Origin of the sequence: Streptomyces sp. ISL-36, assembly GCF_018614205.1 — a bacterium.
Classification (GTDB): Bacteria; Actinomycetota; Actinomycetes; order Streptomycetales; family Streptomycetaceae; genus Streptomyces.
This window is the reverse complement of the sequence record NZ_JAGGOS010000139.1, coordinates 35774-51052: the sequence shown is the minus strand read 5'-3', so window position 1 is coordinate 51052 and position 15279 is coordinate 35774. Positions and strand designations below refer to the sequence as shown.

15 protein-coding genes and 1 pseudogene are annotated in these 15279 nt (G+C 69.9%); 4 read left to right on the top strand and 12 right to left on the bottom strand.

Going from position 1 to position 15279, the window contains the following annotated elements; genetic code table 11:
* Positions 1 to 18: 18 nt before the first annotated feature.
* Positions 19 to 1239, bottom strand: a complete 1221-nt coding sequence (locus tag J7E93_RS31205) for a sarcosine oxidase subunit beta family protein (RefSeq protein ID WP_215073380.1) — start codon at positions 1237 to 1239, stop codon at positions 19 to 21.
* On the bottom strand, positions 1236 to 2567 hold the full coding sequence (gene glyA, locus J7E93_RS31200; RefSeq protein ID WP_215073379.1) for a serine hydroxymethyltransferase: 1332 nt from the start codon (positions 2565 to 2567) through the stop codon (positions 1236 to 1238). The genes J7E93_RS31205 and glyA overlap by 4 nt, the downstream gene beginning before the upstream one ends.
* 94 nt (positions 2568 to 2661) lie before the next feature.
* Between glyA and J7E93_RS31195 the strand changes: the two genes are divergently transcribed.
* Entirely contained in the window at positions 2662 to 3327 is a 666-nt protein-coding gene (locus J7E93_RS31195) for a GntR family transcriptional regulator (protein WP_215073378.1), read from the top strand.
* A 150-nt stretch (positions 3328 to 3477) separates the two neighbouring features.
* Here J7E93_RS31195 and J7E93_RS31190 read toward each other — a convergent pair.
* The 6 genes and pseudogenes from J7E93_RS31190 to J7E93_RS31165 all read right to left on the bottom strand — a co-directional run.
* Positions 3478 to 3744 (bottom strand): annotated as a pseudogene (locus J7E93_RS31190) (S1 family peptidase); the annotation flags it as partial.
* A gap of 179 nt (positions 3745 to 3923) precedes the next feature.
* Positions 3924 to 4103: a hypothetical protein gene (locus J7E93_RS31185; RefSeq protein ID WP_215073377.1), complete on the bottom strand. Its 180-nt coding sequence runs from the start codon at positions 4101 to 4103 to the stop codon at positions 3924 to 3926.
* A gap of 136 nt (positions 4104 to 4239) precedes the next feature.
* The gene (locus J7E93_RS31180) at positions 4240 to 4575 is read right to left on the bottom strand and encodes a DUF3140 domain-containing protein (protein WP_215073376.1); all 336 of its coding nucleotides are present in this window, start codon (positions 4573 to 4575) and stop codon (positions 4240 to 4242) included.
* Positions 4576 to 4620: 45 nt separating this feature from the next.
* A complete protein-coding gene (locus J7E93_RS31175) occupies positions 4621 to 4827 on the bottom strand; it encodes a hypothetical protein (RefSeq protein WP_215073375.1) in 207 nt (68 codons plus the stop codon).
* Positions 4828 to 4995: 168 nt separating this feature from the next.
* Positions 4996 to 5667: a class F sortase gene (locus tag J7E93_RS31170; protein ID WP_215073374.1), complete on the bottom strand. Its 672-nt coding sequence runs from the start codon at positions 5665 to 5667 to the stop codon at positions 4996 to 4998.
* Between the two features lie 4 nt (positions 5668 to 5671).
* On the bottom strand, positions 5672 to 6367 hold the full coding sequence (locus J7E93_RS31165; protein ID WP_251067339.1) for a DUF4142 domain-containing protein: 696 nt from the start codon (positions 6365 to 6367) through the stop codon (positions 5672 to 5674).
* Between the two features lie 442 nt (positions 6368 to 6809).
* Here J7E93_RS31165 and J7E93_RS31160 point away from each other — a divergent pair, with 442 nt between their 5' ends.
* Both J7E93_RS31160 and J7E93_RS31155 read left to right on the top strand, forming a co-directional pair.
* Positions 6810 to 9296: a molybdopterin oxidoreductase family protein gene (locus J7E93_RS31160; protein WP_215073373.1), complete on the top strand. Its 2487-nt coding sequence runs from the start codon at positions 6810 to 6812 to the stop codon at positions 9294 to 9296.
* Entirely contained in the window at positions 9293 to 9805 is a 513-nt protein-coding gene (locus J7E93_RS31155; protein WP_215073372.1) for a hypothetical protein, read from the top strand. Before J7E93_RS31160 ends, J7E93_RS31155 begins: the two co-directional genes overlap by 4 nt.
* Positions 9806 to 9848: 43 nt before the next feature.
* Here the strand turns inward: J7E93_RS31155 and J7E93_RS31150 are convergent, their stop codons facing one another.
* Genes J7E93_RS31150 through J7E93_RS31135 form a run of 4 tightly spaced genes read right to left on the bottom strand, consistent with a single transcriptional unit; the run spans position 9849 to position 13768 of the window.
* Positions 9849 to 10676, bottom strand: coding sequence for a sugar phosphate isomerase/epimerase (locus tag J7E93_RS31150; RefSeq protein WP_215073371.1), 828 nt, complete (start codon positions 10674 to 10676; stop codon positions 9849 to 9851).
* Between the two features lie 27 nt (positions 10677 to 10703).
* Complete coding sequence (locus J7E93_RS31145) at positions 10704 to 11540, bottom strand: carbohydrate ABC transporter permease (RefSeq protein ID WP_215073370.1); 837 nt, start codon at positions 11538 to 11540, stop codon at positions 10704 to 10706.
* Positions 11534 to 12412: a carbohydrate ABC transporter permease gene (locus J7E93_RS31140; RefSeq protein ID WP_215073369.1), complete on the bottom strand. Its 879-nt coding sequence runs from the start codon at positions 12410 to 12412 to the stop codon at positions 11534 to 11536. Before J7E93_RS31140 ends, J7E93_RS31145 begins: the two co-directional genes overlap by 7 nt.
* A 36-nt stretch (positions 12413 to 12448) precedes the next feature.
* A complete protein-coding gene (locus tag J7E93_RS31135; RefSeq protein WP_215073368.1) occupies positions 12449 to 13768 on the bottom strand; it encodes an ABC transporter substrate-binding protein in 1320 nt (439 codons plus the stop codon).
* Positions 13769 to 14126: 358 nt separating this feature from the next.
* Between J7E93_RS31135 and J7E93_RS31130 the strand changes: the two genes are divergently transcribed.
* Positions 14127 to 15128: an SIS domain-containing protein gene (locus J7E93_RS31130; protein WP_215073367.1), complete on the top strand. Its 1002-nt coding sequence runs from the start codon at positions 14127 to 14129 to the stop codon at positions 15126 to 15128.
* Positions 15129 to 15279 lie beyond the last annotated feature (151 nt).

The following is a 15279-nucleotide window of genomic DNA, read 5'->3' as shown; positions in this document are numbered from 1 at the left end:
CCTTCTCTCCACAGGCTCTCAGTGGGCCACGGCTGCGGCGCCGTGTTCGTCGATCAACGCACCCGTCGCGAAACGGTCGAGGGCGAAGGGGGCGTTCAGCGGATGCGGCTCGCCCGTGGCGATGGTGTGGGCGAAGGTCCAGCCGGCGGCCGGGGTGGCCTTGAATCCGCCGGTGCCCCAGCCGCAGTTGACGTACAGGTTCTCGACGGGGGTGGCGCCGATGATCGGGGAGGCGTCCGGGGTGACGTCGACGATGCCGCCCCAGGTGCGCAGCACGTGCGCGCGGGCGAAGACCGGGAACAGCTCGACGGCGGCGGCCATCTGCTGCTCGATCACATGGAACGAGCCGCGCTGCCCGTAGCCGTTGTAGGAGTCGACCCCCGCGCCCATCACCAGTTCGCCCTTGTGCGCCTGGGAGACGTAGACGTGCACGTGGTTCGACATCACCACGGTGGGGTGCACCGGCTCGTGCAGCTCGGAGACCAGCGCCTGCAGCGGATGGGACTGCACCGGGAGCCGGACGCCGGCCCGCTCGGCCAGCACGCTGCTGTGTCCTGCGGCCGCGAGGCCGACCCTCCCGGCGAGGATGCGCCCGCGGTTGGTCTCGACACCCACGACCCGGTCGCCGTCCTTGAGGAAGCCGGTGACCTCGCAGCCCTGGATCAGGTCGACGCCCATCTCGTCGGCCCGGCGGGCCAGTGCCCAGGCGACATGATCGTGCTTGGCGATGCCGGCCCGGGGCTGGAAGGTGCCGCCGAGGACCGGATAGCGGGTGCGGGGCGAGACGTTGAGGATGGGGCAGACCTTGGCGACCTCGTCCGGTTCGAGCCACTCGGCGTCGACCCCGTTGAGGCGGTTGGCGTTGGCGCGGCGCACGCCCTCGCGGACGTCCTGCAGGGTGTGCGCGAGGTTGAGGACGCCGCGCTGGCTGAACAGGAAGTCGTACTCCAGTTCCTCCGGGAGCCGCTCCCACAGCTTGAGCGCGTGCTCGTACATCGCCGCGCTCTCGTCCCACAGGTAGTTGGAGCGGATGATGGTGGTGTTGCGCGCCATGTTGCCGCCGGCCAGCCAGCCCTTCTCCAGGACGGCGACGTTGGTGATGCCGTGGTTCTTGGCGAGGTAGTAGGCGGTGGCCAGGCCGTGGCCTCCCGCGCCGACGATGACGACGTCGTACGAGGAGCGCGGCTCGGGGTTGCGCCAGAGGAAGTCCGGATGCTCCGGCAGCTGCTCGGCGGTCATGCCGCGTCTCCGTTCTGCGGGGACAGGTGGGGATAGAGGGGGAAGGCGCCGGCGAGCTTCTCGACGCGGTCACGCAGCAGGCCCGCGCGCTCGTCGTCGAGCTGCTCGTCCTTCAGGGCCTGGGCGATGATGTCGGCGACCTCCCGGAATTCCGTCTCGCCGAAGCCCCGGGTGGCGAGGGCCGGGGTTCCGATCCGCAGCCCCGACGAGACCATCGGCGGACGGGGGTCGAACGGCACCGCGTTGCGGTTGACGGTGATGCCGATGCGGTGCAGCCGGTCCTCGGCCTGCCGCCCGTCGAGCACGGAGTTGCGCAGGTCGACGAGGACCAGGTGGACTTCGGTGCCGCCGGTCAGCACCGTGATGCCTGCCTCGGCCACGTCGTCGGCAAGCAGCCGTCCGGCGAGGATGCGGGCGCCGTCCAGGGTGCGCTGCTGGCGCTCCTTGAACTCCTCGCTCGCCGCCACCTTGAAGGCGACCGCCTTCGCCGCGATGACGTGCTCCAGCGGGCCACCCTGCTGACCGGGGAAGACCGCGGAGTTGATCTTCTTGGCCAGGTCGGCGCGGCTGAGGATGACACCGCCGCGGGGGCCGCCGAGGGTCTTGTGGGTGGTGGTCGTCACGACGTCGGCGTACGGCACGGGGCTCGGGTGGAGGCCCGCGGCCACCAGTCCGGCGAAGTGCGCCATGTCCACCAACAGGTACGCGCCCACCGCGTCGGCGATCCGCCGGAACGCGGCGAAGTCCAGTCGGCGGGGGTAGGCGGACCAGCCGGCGACGATCATCTTGGGCCGGTGGGCGAGGGCGAGCTGTTCGACCTCGTCCATGTCGATGCGCAGATCGGATTCGCGTACGTGGTACGGCACGACGTTGTAGAGCCGGCCGGAGTAGTTGAGGCGCATGCCGTGGGTCAGGTGACCGCCGTGCGCCAGGTCGAGGCCGAGGATCGTGTCGCCGGGTTCGAGCAGCGCGAACATCGCGGCCGCGTTGGCCTGGGCGCCCGAGTGCGGCTGCACGTTCGCGGCCTCGGCGCCGAACAGTTCCTTCACCCGGGTGATGGCCAACTGCTCGATGACGTCGACGTGTTCGCAGCCGCCGTAGTAGCGGCGGCCCGGGTAGCCCTCGGCGTACTTGTTGGTCAGCACCGAGCCCTGGGCCTCCATGACGGCGGCGGGGGCGAAGTTCTCCGAGGCGATCATCTCGAGGGTCGACAGCTGACGGCGCAGTTCGGCGTCCACCGCCGTGGCGACGTCCGGGTCGAGTTCGCCGAGCGGGCGGGAGAGGGCGGAGGTGAGCGTGGTGAGCGACGGGGACGAGTTCGTTGCCATCTGTGCACCATCCTGAGAGCCGACTAATGAGCAACTGATATATCAGCCTCCGCGGTAAGGTATGTGAGTACGCCGAACAGGTCAAGGGGGCCTCATGCAACAGGTGGCGACCGAGCCCCGGGGCGAGGAACTCTCCCTCGCCGAACGCGCCTACCGCGCCATCCGCGACCGGCTCGTCATGCTCGAGATCCGCCCGGGCGAGCCGATCAACGAGGAGCAGTTGGCGCAGTCCCTCGGCGTCGGACGGACGCCGGTGCGCGAGGCGCTCAAGCGGCTCCAGTACGAGCGCCTGATCGCGACCTACCCCCGACGCGGCACCTTCGCCACCGACGTCAACATCATCGATCTCGCCCACATCTCCGAGGTCCGCCAGGAGCTGGAGCCCCTCGCCGCGGCCCAGGCCGCGCGGCGCGCCACGACCGCGGACCGAGCGACCTTGACGGCGCTGCGGGGCGAGCTGGCGAGCGCGGATTCCCGTCGTCACGACGCCGCCGACCTCATGCGCCTGGACCTTCAGGTCCACCGCGCCATCTATGCCGCGACGCACAATCCGTACCTGGAAGACACCCTCGTCCGCCACGACAACCTGGCCACCCGCATCTGGTGCCTGTTCATCGACCGCCTGTCCGACATGGCCGGCCATGTGGAAGAGCACGGACCGCTGATCGAGGCGATCGTCGCCGGTGACCCGGACGCGGCGACGCAGCTCGCCCGGGGTCACGTCGAGGGCTTCGAGCGGGCCATTCGCGCCGCCATCTGAGAACGCGACGGGCCGCCCACCACGGGCGCAGCCGCACTCCGGCCCGGCGCGGCGCCTCGGCGGGCGCCGGAGCCGAGTCGGAGCACGAGCCGGCGCCGCAGTCGGAGCCGGAGCACGAGCCGCCTGCGCGGCTTGCGCCCCCTCCCGTGATCAGGCGGTGTGGAGGGTCAGTCCGTAGCGTCCGAGGATCTCGTTGACGGGCTGGAACCAGGTCTCGCCGCCGGAGGAGCAGTTGCCCCAGCCGCCGGAGGTGACTCCCTGGGCCTGATCGCCGCTGATGAACGCGCCGCCGGAGTCACCGCCTTCCGCGCAGACGCTGGTCTTGGTCATCTGACGGACGGCGCCCTGGCTGTAGTTGACGGTCTCGTTCTTGGCCAGGACGGTGCCGCAGTGCCACTTCGTCGTGACTCCCCGTCGGCCGGCCCCTCATCGACGGCGCGAGGCGCGCCCTCGAACGCCACGGCGCCATGCGCCTGGAGACCCAGCACTTCCCCGACGTCGGCGCGGGGCAGCCCGATCGCCCGGCGGTGGCGGCGCCGGGTCCGCGGCATGCCGAAGGGCGCCCGGACGTGGCGGGCGCCCTTCTTCAGTGGGCCCTACGGGTGGTCGGGGCGCTGTTCAGGCGGCGTGGGGGCGCCCGTCTGCGAGGGGTCTTCCGGCTTGCCGCCCGACTTCTTCGGTGTCTGCGGCTGGGAGGCCTTGACGTGCCTGCTCTCCTGCGGCGTCGCAGCGCCCTTTCCGCTGCGCCGTGCTTCCGGTTGCTGAGCGTCGCCCATGGTCTCGTTTCCTTCCCGGTCTGCTCTGCGATGTCCTTCAGGGGGAGCGGTCGAGCGGCCCCCACCTGCCTTGTTGCTGTCGACCCGGCTCACGGGCCGCACGTTCCGTACGTGCCACCGGGCGGTGTTGTGCCGCTCAGGCGGCCTTGAGCGGATCGTGGCCGATGTCCATCAACCGATGCCGCCACGGGGCGTCGCCGGGCTTCGGGGTCGCGTCCTCGCCCCTCTGCTCCCGGACCTGGTCGACGACCTGCCGCATCAGTTCGATGTCCGCGTCGGAGAGATCGGTACGGCGCTTGCCGAGGATCTCCAGGACCCGGCGGCCGGTCGCGCTGCCCGCCTGATCCGGCACCTCCTCCGTGACTTCGCCGGCGTCCCGCGTGCGGAGCCAGTCACTCAGTTCCCGCGAGGTCATGTTCACGACGGTGTGGAAATCGGTCCACAGCTCCGGTGAGACTGCTGTCGCGGCCATCCTGCCTTCCTTTCCTGCGGCGACGGGGCGCCGCCGTGCTGTCTCTCAGCGGTCGCGGTCGCCGCCTTCGCGCTCGCCCTTGGGCCCCCTGCCTCTCTCGGTCCGGGGTCCCGTGGGGCGCCACTTCGGGTCGTCCGCGAGCCGCTCCTTGGCGTCGTCGTCGGCGTGCCGGTCCGGGATGCCGCGGTCTTCGGCGTCCTTGCGCAGCTCCGCCCGACGCTTGTCGAACTTCTTGCTGCCCGGCTCGGGCATGTCAGCTCACCTCCAGTGATCGGAGTCCGGCCGGTTCAGGCCGCGGAGGATCGAAGTGGACCGTCGCCCAAGGCTCCGGGCCGGTCGAGGAGTGGCCTCGGAACGGAGAGCGGCACCGTCCCTCGCCTCCTTCCTCCTCCTTCGTCCGTCCGTGCTGTCACCTCCCGCCTACCCAGTCACACGGGATGACACGGGAAACCCGGTCAGGTTCCGGAGCTCCGCGGCGCCGGGTGTCATCGGCTCGGGAGTGGGGGTGCCGTAGAGGACGAGGTTGTGGCTGTAGAGGCGGTTGTCCTCGTCGTAGGCCCCGGCACAGGTGACGAGGGCGATGCGGTGAGCGCCGCGGGGGAGGAAAAGGTCGGCGGGGAGGGCGTCTCTGCGATAGGTGCGGCGTGCCGTGATCGTGTAGCGGTACGTGTGCCGGTCTGCTCCGATCACCTCGATCCGTTCGCCGGGGGCGAGGTGGTGCAGGGCCGCGAACGCGCCCAGTCCGGCGGCGGTGTCGACGTGTCCCGCTATGAGCACCGTCCCTTCGGCGGACCCTGCGGCGGCGCCCAGGGCCCACCAGCCGCCGCGGTCCCCACCGTCCGGCAGCCCCAGCCCTCCGTCGGCCGTGGCGGCCACCGGGGTCACCGGAGCGTGGAAGCCGTGCGGGCCGCGGACGGACACCGGCGGCGACTGCCGCGACGAGCCGGCCGCGGGAGGGGCGGAGGCGGCCGGGATGACGCCGGCGTCCGGCGGGGTGTGCGGGGTGCCGTGCCCCGACCAGCCGGCCGCCATGAGCACGCCACCGGCAGCGGTCGCCGCGAAGGCGGCCGCTGCCAGTCGGCGATGGTTCACGGCCTCAGCCCGAGTGCGGGGAGCCCGTGGAGCGTCGTCGGGCGAGCCACCACAGACCGGCGCCCGCGGTGAGGAGGCTTCCGCCCGCGACACCGGCGGCGCCGGCCGTCCCGAGACCCGCGTCCGCGGCTGCCAGGTGGCCACCGGTTCCCGCGCCCACCTTGCGTGGGTCGCCGGCGGCGTTGCAGGTGCCCTTGCGGACCATGTCGAGGTGCGCGGCCACCACGGGGCGGGCGGCGCGGGCGGCGGCGACGACCTCCTTGTTCTTCCCCTTGGAGATCTCCTCGTCGATCATGGCCAGGGTCTTGGTGTGCGCGGCATCCTGATCGGCGAGCCAGGCCTTGTCATAGGCGGCCGTTCCGGCCTTGGCCTGCACCGCCGCCAGCTTCTTCCGGGCCTCGGGTGTCGGCGATGCGGGGAGCTTCACGCCCAGCTTGTCGGCCAGCATCTTCACATCACCGTCGAGCTTGCTGTGATCGCGTACCAGCACGCCGGCCACCTGCTTCACGCAGGCGGTGGTCGCGTTCTTCTGCGCATCGCGGCCGGCGGCGATCTCCGCCAGGTTGCCCTGGTGGGCCGCCTTCGTGAACGCGGTGTCCTGACTGTCGAGGAGGGGCGCGGCAAAAGCTTGTGACGGGCTCATGGACAGACAGGTCGCCGCGGCTATGAGTGCGGTCATCGTCGCCAGTTTCTTCGGCATCGGGTTTCTCCCTTCGCCCTCCGGAGACCGGGGGCATGGAACCAGGGCGCCTCTTAGCACCCGCAGCCATCCATTCCGCGCCGACACGCCCACCGTCTCACTTACAGCCACTACATCGCCACAAAGAGTGACAGGAGCCGAAGAGCGAGAACGCCGCCACGGGCCGCGCACCGCCTCGACGACCGGTCTCGGTGCTCCGTATGGCGGCCCCGATGCATCCCCATGGCGGCAGGGCCGCCTCCGTACGGCGGCAGGCGCATTTCCTCGCCGAGCCGGCACGTCGCCGGCGCCGTCAGCAGCGCGTTCCGCGGAGGTGCACAGGGACGAGCACGGGCCGCCTGCCCCCGTGGGTGCGTCGACAGGAGGCGGTTCTCGCGTGCCTGTTTCCCCCGGCGATCGAGGGTGGGCGTACGCCGCTGAGCAGCCGAAGGCGAGGTACCCGATGGAATCTCCTGTGGACGGCATCGACCGGATCGCGCACCCCTGGGGCGGGCGGACCGCCTACGGGCCCGGCGGCACCTGGCCGGCGCGAGTGGACACATATCTCGCGGACGGCATCACTCCGCACGATGTCGAGCAGTGGGTGCAGTCGGCGTCGGTACTCCATTCGGACGGGGACGCGATGGACATCGCGGTGCGGGCCGGCCGGATCGTCGGCGTCCGCGGACGGGCGGTGGACCGGGTGAACCGGGGCCGGCTGGGCCCCAAGGACCTGTTCGGCTGGCAGGCCAACCACGCCGCCGACCGGCTGCGGACGCCGATGATCCGCGAGGACGGCCGACTGGTCGAGTGCGACTGGGACACCGCCATGGGCCGCGTCGTGGACCGCTCCCGCAAGCTCCTCGCCGCACATGGCCCAGGGGCCATCGGCTTCTACACCAGCGGACAGCTGTTCCTGGAGGAGTACTACACCCTCGCGGTCCTCGCCCGGGCCGGGATCGGCACCAACCACCTCGACGGCAACACGCGGCTGTGCACCTCCACCGCGGCCGAGGCGCTGAAGGAGTCGTTCGGCTGCGACGGCCAGCCCGGTTCGTACACGGACGTCGACCACGCGGACACCATCGCGCTGTTCGGGCACAACATGGCCGAGACGCAGCCGGTGCTGTGGATGCGCGTGCTCGACCGGCTGGAAGGGCAGGATCCGCCGCGTCTGCTGTGCGTGGACCCGCGCCCCACCGTGGTCGCCCGGCGCGCCGACGTCCACCTCGCTCCCCGCGTCGGGACCAATGTCGCGCTGCTCAACGCCCTTCTGCACGAGGTGATCCGGCGCGACCGGGTCGACCGCGCTTTCGTCGAGGCCCATACGGTGGGTTTCGAGGAGCTGAGCAAGCAGGTGGCGGAGTGTACGCCGGAGTGGGCCTCGGCCATCTGCGACGTACCCGCGGCGGCGATCACGGAAGCCGCGGAGCTGCTGAGCGGGGCCGAGCGGCTGCTGTCGACCGTGCTGCAGGGGGTCTACCAGTCCCATCAGGCGACCGCGGCCGCCGTCCAGGTCAACAACCTTCATCTGATCCGCGGAATGCTGGGCCGGCCGGGCTGCGGCGTCCTCCAGATGAACGGCCAGCCGACCGCCCAGAACACGCGTGAGACCGGAGCCGACGGCGACCTGCCGGGCTTCCGCAACTGGCAGAACGACCAGCACGTCGCCGACCTCGCGCGCGTCTGGAACGTCGAACCGGCGACCATCCCGCATTACGCGCCGCCGACCCCGGCCCTGCAGATCTTCCGCTACGCCGAACAGGGTTCGGTACGGATGCTGTGGATCAGCGGCACCAATCCGGTCGTGTCCCTGCCCGAACTCGCCCGCATCCGCGGCATTCTCGGACAGGAGCGGCTGTTCACCGTCGTACAGGACCTCTTCCTCACCGAGACGGCGCGGCTGGCCGACGTGGTGCTGCCGGCCGCCGCATGGGGCGAGAAGACGGGTACGTTCACCAACGCCGACCGCACCGTCCACCTGTCCGAGAAGGCCGTGGACCCGCCGGGGCAGGCCCGCTCCGACCTGGACATCTTCCTCGACTACGCACGGCGCATGGACTTCCGCGACCGCGACGGCGGGCCGTTGATCCCGTGGCGCACACCGGAGGAGACGTTCGAGGCGTGGAAGCGCTGCAGCGCCGGCCGGCCCTGTGACTACACCGGCCTGACCTACGACCGGCTGCGCGGTGGCAGCGGCATCCAGTGGCCCTGCACCGAGGACGCCCCGGACGGCACCGAACGCCTCTACACCCAGGGCATCAGCTGGGCGCATCCGGACGTCTGCGAGAGCTACGGCAAGGACCTGGTCACCGGCGCTTCCGTGGAGGTGGTCGAGTACCGGTCCCTCAATCCGGACGGCAAGGCCGTCATCAAGGCCGCGCAATACGTGGCCCCGCACGAGGACACCAGCGAGGAGTACCCGCTCCAACTGACCACCGGGCGCACTCTCTACCACTTCCACACCCGCACCAAGACCGGTCGTGTGCCGCAGCTCAACGCCGCGGCCCCGGAGGTGTGGGCCGAGCTGAGCCCCACCGAGGCCGCCACGTGGGACCTCCGGGAAGGAGACACGGCCCGGATCACCACCCCGAGAGGGTCGCTGCAGGCCCGCGTACGGATCACCGCCATCCGCGACGGACTCGTCTTCGTGCCCTTCCACTACGGCTACTGGGACACCCCGGGAGGCCATCGTCCCGCCGCGCAAGCGGACGCCCGGGCCGCCAACGAGACGACGGTCACCGACTGGGACCCGGTGTCCAAGCAGCCCCTGTACAAGACGGCCGCGGCCCGCATCGAACGCGTCAGCCGCGGTGACGGCAGCCCTGCTCCCGCGCCGACCACCACCGCTCCCGCGCCGACCACCACCGCTTCCGCGCCGTCCACGCCGGACGGCATCCCGGCCACCGCCGGAGGGCCGCGGGCCCACGCCACGGAGGAACGGCCATGAGCGGCATCACCCTCGCCCTGCGCGCCCTGCACCACGGCGAGCGGCACCTGGAGAAGGAACTCGTCGCCGTCGCCGGGCGCCACCGCACCGAGCACGAGATCCATCACGTGGCCACCGACCTCGCCCGCTGGTCGCACGAACACGCCGACCGCATCGCGGACGCCGCCCGGCCTCACGGGCTCGATCTGAGCGGCGGTGCCGAGGAACGGCCGGGCGAGGGCCTGCTCACGGCCGTACGGGAGAAGACCGCCGAGGTGCTCGGGCACCGCCCCGAGCCCGGCCTGCTGCTCCTGCGGGACCTCCGCTCGCTCCATCTCGCCGCCACCGGAAACTCCCTCTACTGGGAGATGCTCGCCCAAGCGGCCCAAGCGGCCCAAGCGGCCCAAGCGGCCCGGAACGACCGGCTGCTGGCCCTGTCCTCCGACTGCCACCCGCGGACACTGCGGCAGATGCGCTGGACCAACACCATGATCAAGATCCTGTCACCGCAGATCCTCACCAGCCTTTGAGTGGCCGGCGGCTCAAGTGGCCTCGTGCTGAGAAAGCTTCCTATCAGGCGAGGCCGACCCGCGCATGGCACTGCTCGACCGCCGTCCGTGGGTCGCGTGCGTAGGTGCCGTCGCCGAACAACTCGAACGTCATCCAGCGGTCGTACCCTCGTCGTTCGAGCGCCGAGAGGTAGTCGGCCAACGGCAGCTCCCCGTCTCCCCAGGCGAGGTGTCCTGCGGGCCGTCCGTCGATGAGGTGGACGTGTCGGATGCGGTCGCCGAGCGCCTCGAAGGCGTCGTCGACGCTTTCGCCGGCGACAGCCATCGCCACCGTGTCCAGGACGGCTCCGAGGTTTACCGCGCCGATCTCGTCGAGCATGGCCGCGAGGGTGCGGGAGTCGTTGACCAGGTTCGACTCCACGCGCTGCAGCGGTTCGAGCACACACTCCACGCCGAGGGTGCCGGCGTGCGCGGCGATCTCACCGATCGCGTCGACGGAACGGCGCCACGCGGCGCCGGTCGCTTCGTTCTCGTAGCCACGCCCGGGGGTCAACAGAAGCAGTTCCGCGCCGAGTTCGGCGCACAGTTCGGCCGCGTGGCGGAAGTGGGCGATGCTCTCGGTGCGCAGCCAGTCCACGGGGGAGGCCACGTTGACCGGATACATCACCTGCTCGGGGGTGAGGCAGTACGCGGTGAGTCCGCGCGCCTCGATGGAGCGGCGGATCCTCCGGGCGTCGGCGTTGCGGAGCTGCGGGATGTGGAGGTGCGGGGCGATGCCCCACAGTTCGAGCTTCTCGCGCCCGAGGTCCGCCGCGTCGTCGAGGAAGGTGTCGAAGGGCAGATGCTGGTAGGCGAAATTGGATCCGGTGATCTGTCTGGAGGAGAGGGCCATGAGGCTCCTGTCATGGGTGGCGTGCGGTCACTTTCCGATTCCGTCGGCGAGACCCTTGACGATGTAGCGCTGACCGAAGAAGAACAGCAGCACCACCGGGACCGCGGCGATCGCCATTGCGGCGAAGACGACGGGAAAGTCGGTGCCGTGCTTGCTCATGAGGCTGGTCAGTCCGACGGGGAGGGTCTGGACGTCGCTGCCGTTGGTGAACACCATCGCGAAGAGGTACTCGTTCCAGGCGAACAGGACGTGCAGCAGGACGGTGGAGGTGATGATCGGCTTGCACATCGGCAGGATGATCCGCCAGAAGGCGGTCCAGCGGCCGGCGCCGTCGATCTCGGCCGCCTCGTCCACCTCGCGCGGGAGGTCGATCATGTAGGCGCGGATGAGGAAGGTGGTGAACGGGACCCGGAAGGCCGTGTACAGGATGAGCAGCGCCCAGAAGCTGTTGTACAGGCCCATCGCCTGGAACATCTGCACGAGCGGTACCAGTGCCACGGTGGGGGTGAGCATGAGTCCGCCGAGGATGACGGCGGTGAGCGCCTTGTTGAGCGGGATGTTCACCCGGGTGAGGCCGTAGGCGGCCCAGGCGCTGATGAAGACGGTCGCGATCGTCGAGGTCACCGTGACGAGCACACTGGCCGTGAGGTAGTCGCTCACCCCGCGGTTCCACGCCTTCCGGTAGTTCTCGAAACTCCATGTCTCCGGGATCGCGAAGGGGTTGTCGAAGAGTTCGGCGTTGGTCTTGAACCCGTTGAGGACCATCCACAGCAGCGGATAGAGCACGACCACCACCAGGCCGAGCAGGAAGGCCCACACGAACAGGCGCGCGATCACGCCGAGGAAGCCGAGACGAGTCACCATTCCACCCTTTTCCTACGGGTGATCCACAGCTGCGCCATGGCGATGGTGAGCGTGATCACGAAGAGCACGGTGCCGATCGCCGCGGCCGACCCGAAGTCGTTGCGGACGAAACCGTTGCGGTACAGCCAGGTGCCGAGGACCTGGGTCGAATTGTTCGGGCCTCCACTGGTCATCACCATGACCTCGTTGAACACCTGGAACGCGCCGGAGACGGTCACCATCATCATGAGGCCGGTCATTTCGCGCACCAGTGGCAGCGTCACCTGGAAGAAGCGGCGGACGGGTCCGACGCCGTCGAGGGCGGCCGCCTCGTAGAGCTCGGAGGGGATGCGCTGGATCGCGATGGCGAAGAGCAGGGTGCTGTACCCGAAGCCCTGCCACTGGCTCATGGCGATGATCGCGAACATCGCCGTGCTCTCCTGTCCCAGCCACGACTGGGCGAACTCCCCCAGTCCCACGGCGTCGAGCACATGGTTGAGCAGGCCGATGTTGGGCTCGTAGACGAAGTAGAAGAGCAGTCCGGCGACGGTCAGGGAGATCGCCGAGGGTATGAAGTAGACGGCGCGGAGGGCGCGCTGCCATCGCTCGCCGCGAACGCTCTCGACGAGCGCGGCGAGCAGCAGCGCACCGAAGACCTGGAACACGATGGACAGAGCCGCGTACCAGAGGTTGTTGGCGAACGACGACCAGAAGACCGGGTCGCCGACGAGTCGGCGGTAGTTCTCCAGGCCGACGTACTCCTGGTCACCGCTGTAGATGTCCCACGTGAGCGTGGAGAACCCGAAGTTCTGCACGAGTGGCAGGTAGACGAACACTCCGAGCATGGCGAGGGCCGGAACGACCCAGGCCAGCCCTCGTGCTCTTCCGTACATGGTGCGCACCGGCATGTTTCCCTTCGGCAGCGCGGACTACTTGGCCGACGTGGAGGCCCGGCGCACGCTCTCGAGTACCTTCTCGGGAGACTTGCCGCCGCTGATCAGCGCCTCGCCGCCGGCCAGCCAGGCGTCGGCGACCTCGGGAGCGGTGACCATGTCGAGCCATCCGACCAGGCCCGGCGCCTTGTTGACCTGCTCGATGCCCTCGAAGACGGCCTTGCTCGACGTCTGCGGTGTGACGGCCCCGACCACCGCGCTGGGCTGGCCGTACGGCGGTGCGGAGAGGGTCGCGGCGTTCTTCGGCTCGGTCACGAACTTCATGAAGTCGACGGCGAGGGCCGCGCGCGGCGATCGCGCGTTGACGAAGTAGCCCTCCGGTGCTCCCTCGATCACCTTCGGGTCCCCCTTCGCGCCCTGCGGGGCGGGCAGGGGGAAGATCCCCAGGTTCTCGGGCTTGAGGGAGCCGCCCGCGGTCGTGCTGTCGAACTCGAGGATCTCCTGGTAGTACATCGCCGCCTTGCCGCGGCCGAACGCCTCCTGCGCGGAGGTGTAGAGGACGCCGTTGGTGCCGCCTCGGGTGTCGGTGCACGAGTCGACGAGGGTTTTGAACTGCCGCAGAGCCGTGAGGTAGCCCGGGTCTTCGAGGGTCGCCGTCTCGGGATGGTTGTCCGCCTCACGGGCGGTGGCCGGCACGTTGTACGCGAAGAGCTGCTGCAGGTAGTGCAGCGCGGGCCAGCCGTCCTTGTTGCCGAAGGCGATGGGTTCGTATCCGGCCTCGCGGAGGTCGGCGCAGCTGTCGATCAGCTCCTCGAAGGTGGTCGGAACCTCGACACCGGCCTTGTCGAACGCGGCCTTGTTGTAGCCCATGAACTTGCCGTTGTTGTAGAGGGGTATGCCGTAGTACTTGCCTTCGTGGGCGAAGGCGGACAGGGACGACCTGCTGAAGGTCTTCCCCCACTCGGTGTCGGGGCCGATGACCTCGGTGAGGTCCGCCGCCCGGCCTCCGCGGACGAAGTTGTCGGCCCAGTTCCCGGTCCAGGTGAAGTAGATGTCGGGGAGGGCGTCGGAGGCGGTGAGCGTCTTGGTCTTGTCCTTGATGCTCTGGTCGGTCTCCTGGATGAGCTCGACCTTCACCCCGGGGTGCTTCCGCTCGTAGGCGGCGGCGAGGTCCTCGAAGTAGGGGCTGAGCGGGTCTCCCGCGAACTTGGTCAGGATGCTCAGGGTGCCGGAGTACTGCGGCGCGGCGCCGACATCGGCTGCTGGTGCCTGCTTCGGCCCGGCGAAGCAGCCGGTGAGGGCGAGCACCGAGGCCCCGAAGAGTGCCGCGTACCTCGTCGTTGCACGAGCGCGCATGGGCTTCCTTTCGCTCGGGATGGGACCGCCGGTGCCGCCGGGCACCTCGGATCCGCCGCGGATTCCATGACGTGGACCGCTTGTGTGCGGCGACTGTACAGAGAATCTGATACCGGTACCAGAGCTGTACCGGAGAACTTCCGCGGAGCTGCCGGGGCCCGCCCCTGGATCACCGACGGAAGAACTGCGAGTCGGCATGAATCTGCAGGTAGAGGCGGTATACCGCACGAAGTCCGGGCCTGTGGGCGCGCGTACGGTGTTGACGGTCCTGATCTCTTGTGCCAGCGTGAGGGCCGCGTGATACCGGTATCAGGTCGCTCAGCGCCGCCGGCCGCACCCTCCTCGAAAGGACCCGAAGATGCTCGGATTCAACGAGCCGGAAGTTCTCTCCCAGCTGGCGAGCACGGTGGCCCTGCGCCCCCGCATCGAAGAGCTCGCCGACCGCCTCGTGGACGAGGGGTTCGACCATCTCTTCCTCGTCGGCGCCGGCGGCACCTACGCCCAGATGTGGCCGTACGAGCACCTCGCCCGGCGCAGTTCGACACTCCCCGTGCGGGCCGTGATCGCCGCGGAGCTGGTCGCCTCCGGCGATGCCACGCTCGGCGAGCGTTCGGTGGCCGTCTTCACGTCCGTGTCGGGCACGACGGAGGACAGCCTCGCCGCCATCGAGTTCTGCCGGTCCAAGGGAGTCCGCACGGTCGCCTTCACGGGTTACGCCGACTCCCCCATCGCCAAGAACGTCGACGTCGCCCTGGTGTCGGAGCCCAAGGCCTGGCCGTTCGACCCGCAGATGCTGTTCTTCATGGGCAGGTTGCTCGCGCGGCGGGGCGAGTTCGAGGGCTACGAGAAGCTCGCCGACGAGCTCGCCGGCATTCCGCGCCTCATGGTCGACGTGGCGAAGCAGGCCGATGCGTCCGCGAGCGCCTTCGCCGAGGCCCACAAGGACACCGACTACCACTTCCTCGTCGGCGGCGGGAACCTGTGGGGATTCACGTACCTCTACTCCATGTGCATCCTCGAGGAGATGCAGTGGCTGCGCACCACCCGCGTGCACAGCGCCGAGTTCTTCCACGGCTCCCTCGAACTGCTCGAAGAGGACACGAGCGTGGTCATCTTTCAGGGGGAGGACGAGACCCGGGCGCTGACCGACCGCGTCGAGGCCTTCGCCAAGCGCATCTCCCGCGACGTGACCGTCTTCGACACGCGTGACTACGCGCTGGAAGGCATCAGTCCCGAGTTCCGCGGCCTCCTCGCGCCGCTCGTGCTCGACACCGTGATGGGCAGGGTGAGCAAGCACCTGGAGCGGGTGCGCGACCACTCGCTGGACCTGCGCCGCTACTACCGCGTCATGGACTACTGAGCCGACGAGCCCGCCGTCCCGGTCCGTCCCCGTCCGTTCCCCGTCCGTCAGGGGCGGCGGGCCGCCCTTTCGTCGGGGGCGGCGGGCTCCACCCCCTCGGCACCGCGCGCCCCGTCCGGGCCCCGCGCTCCATGGCGCCCCGCCCCGCACC

What these genes read in the sequence shown, in the direction of transcription:
- J7E93_RS31205 (WP_215073380.1), bottom strand. Translation starts at nt 1,239, where the DNA reads ATGACCGCCGAGCAGCTGCCGGAGCATCCGGACTTCCTCTGGCGCAAC.
- glyA (WP_215073379.1), bottom strand. Translation starts at nt 2,567, where the DNA reads ATGGCAACGAACTCGTCCCCGTCGCTCACCACGCTCACCTCCGCCCTC.
- J7E93_RS31195 (WP_215073378.1), top strand. Translation starts at nt 2,662, where the DNA reads ATGCAACAGGTGGCGACCGAGCCCCGGGGCGAGGAACTCTCCCTCGCC.
- J7E93_RS31185 (WP_215073377.1), bottom strand. Translation starts at nt 4,103, where the DNA reads ATGGGCGACGCTCAGCAACCGGAAGCACGGCGCAGCGGAAAGGGCGCT.
- J7E93_RS31180 (WP_215073376.1), bottom strand. Translation starts at nt 4,575, where the DNA reads ATGGCCGCGACAGCAGTCTCACCGGAGCTGTGGACCGATTTCCACACC.
- J7E93_RS31175 (WP_215073375.1), bottom strand. Translation starts at nt 4,827, where the DNA reads ATGCCCGAGCCGGGCAGCAAGAAGTTCGACAAGCGTCGGGCGGAGCTG.
- J7E93_RS31165 (WP_251067339.1), bottom strand. Translation starts at nt 6,367, where the DNA reads ATGCCGAAGAAACTGGCGACGATGACCGCACTCATAGCCGCGGCGACC.
- J7E93_RS31160 (WP_215073373.1), top strand. Translation starts at nt 6,810, where the DNA reads ATGGAATCTCCTGTGGACGGCATCGACCGGATCGCGCACCCCTGGGGC.
- J7E93_RS31155 (WP_215073372.1), top strand. Translation starts at nt 9,293, where the DNA reads ATGAGCGGCATCACCCTCGCCCTGCGCGCCCTGCACCACGGCGAGCGG.
- J7E93_RS31150 (WP_215073371.1), bottom strand. Translation starts at nt 10,676, where the DNA reads ATGGCCCTCTCCTCCAGACAGATCACCGGATCCAATTTCGCCTACCAG.
- J7E93_RS31145 (WP_215073370.1), bottom strand. Translation starts at nt 11,540, where the DNA reads ATGGTGACTCGTCTCGGCTTCCTCGGCGTGATCGCGCGCCTGTTCGTG.
- J7E93_RS31140 (WP_215073369.1), bottom strand. Translation starts at nt 12,412, where the DNA reads ATGTACGGAAGAGCACGAGGGCTGGCCTGGGTCGTTCCGGCCCTCGCC.
- J7E93_RS31135 (WP_215073368.1), bottom strand. Translation starts at nt 13,768, where the DNA reads ATGCGCGCTCGTGCAACGACGAGGTACGCGGCACTCTTCGGGGCCTCG.
- J7E93_RS31130 (WP_215073367.1), top strand. Translation starts at nt 14,127, where the DNA reads ATGCTCGGATTCAACGAGCCGGAAGTTCTCTCCCAGCTGGCGAGCACG.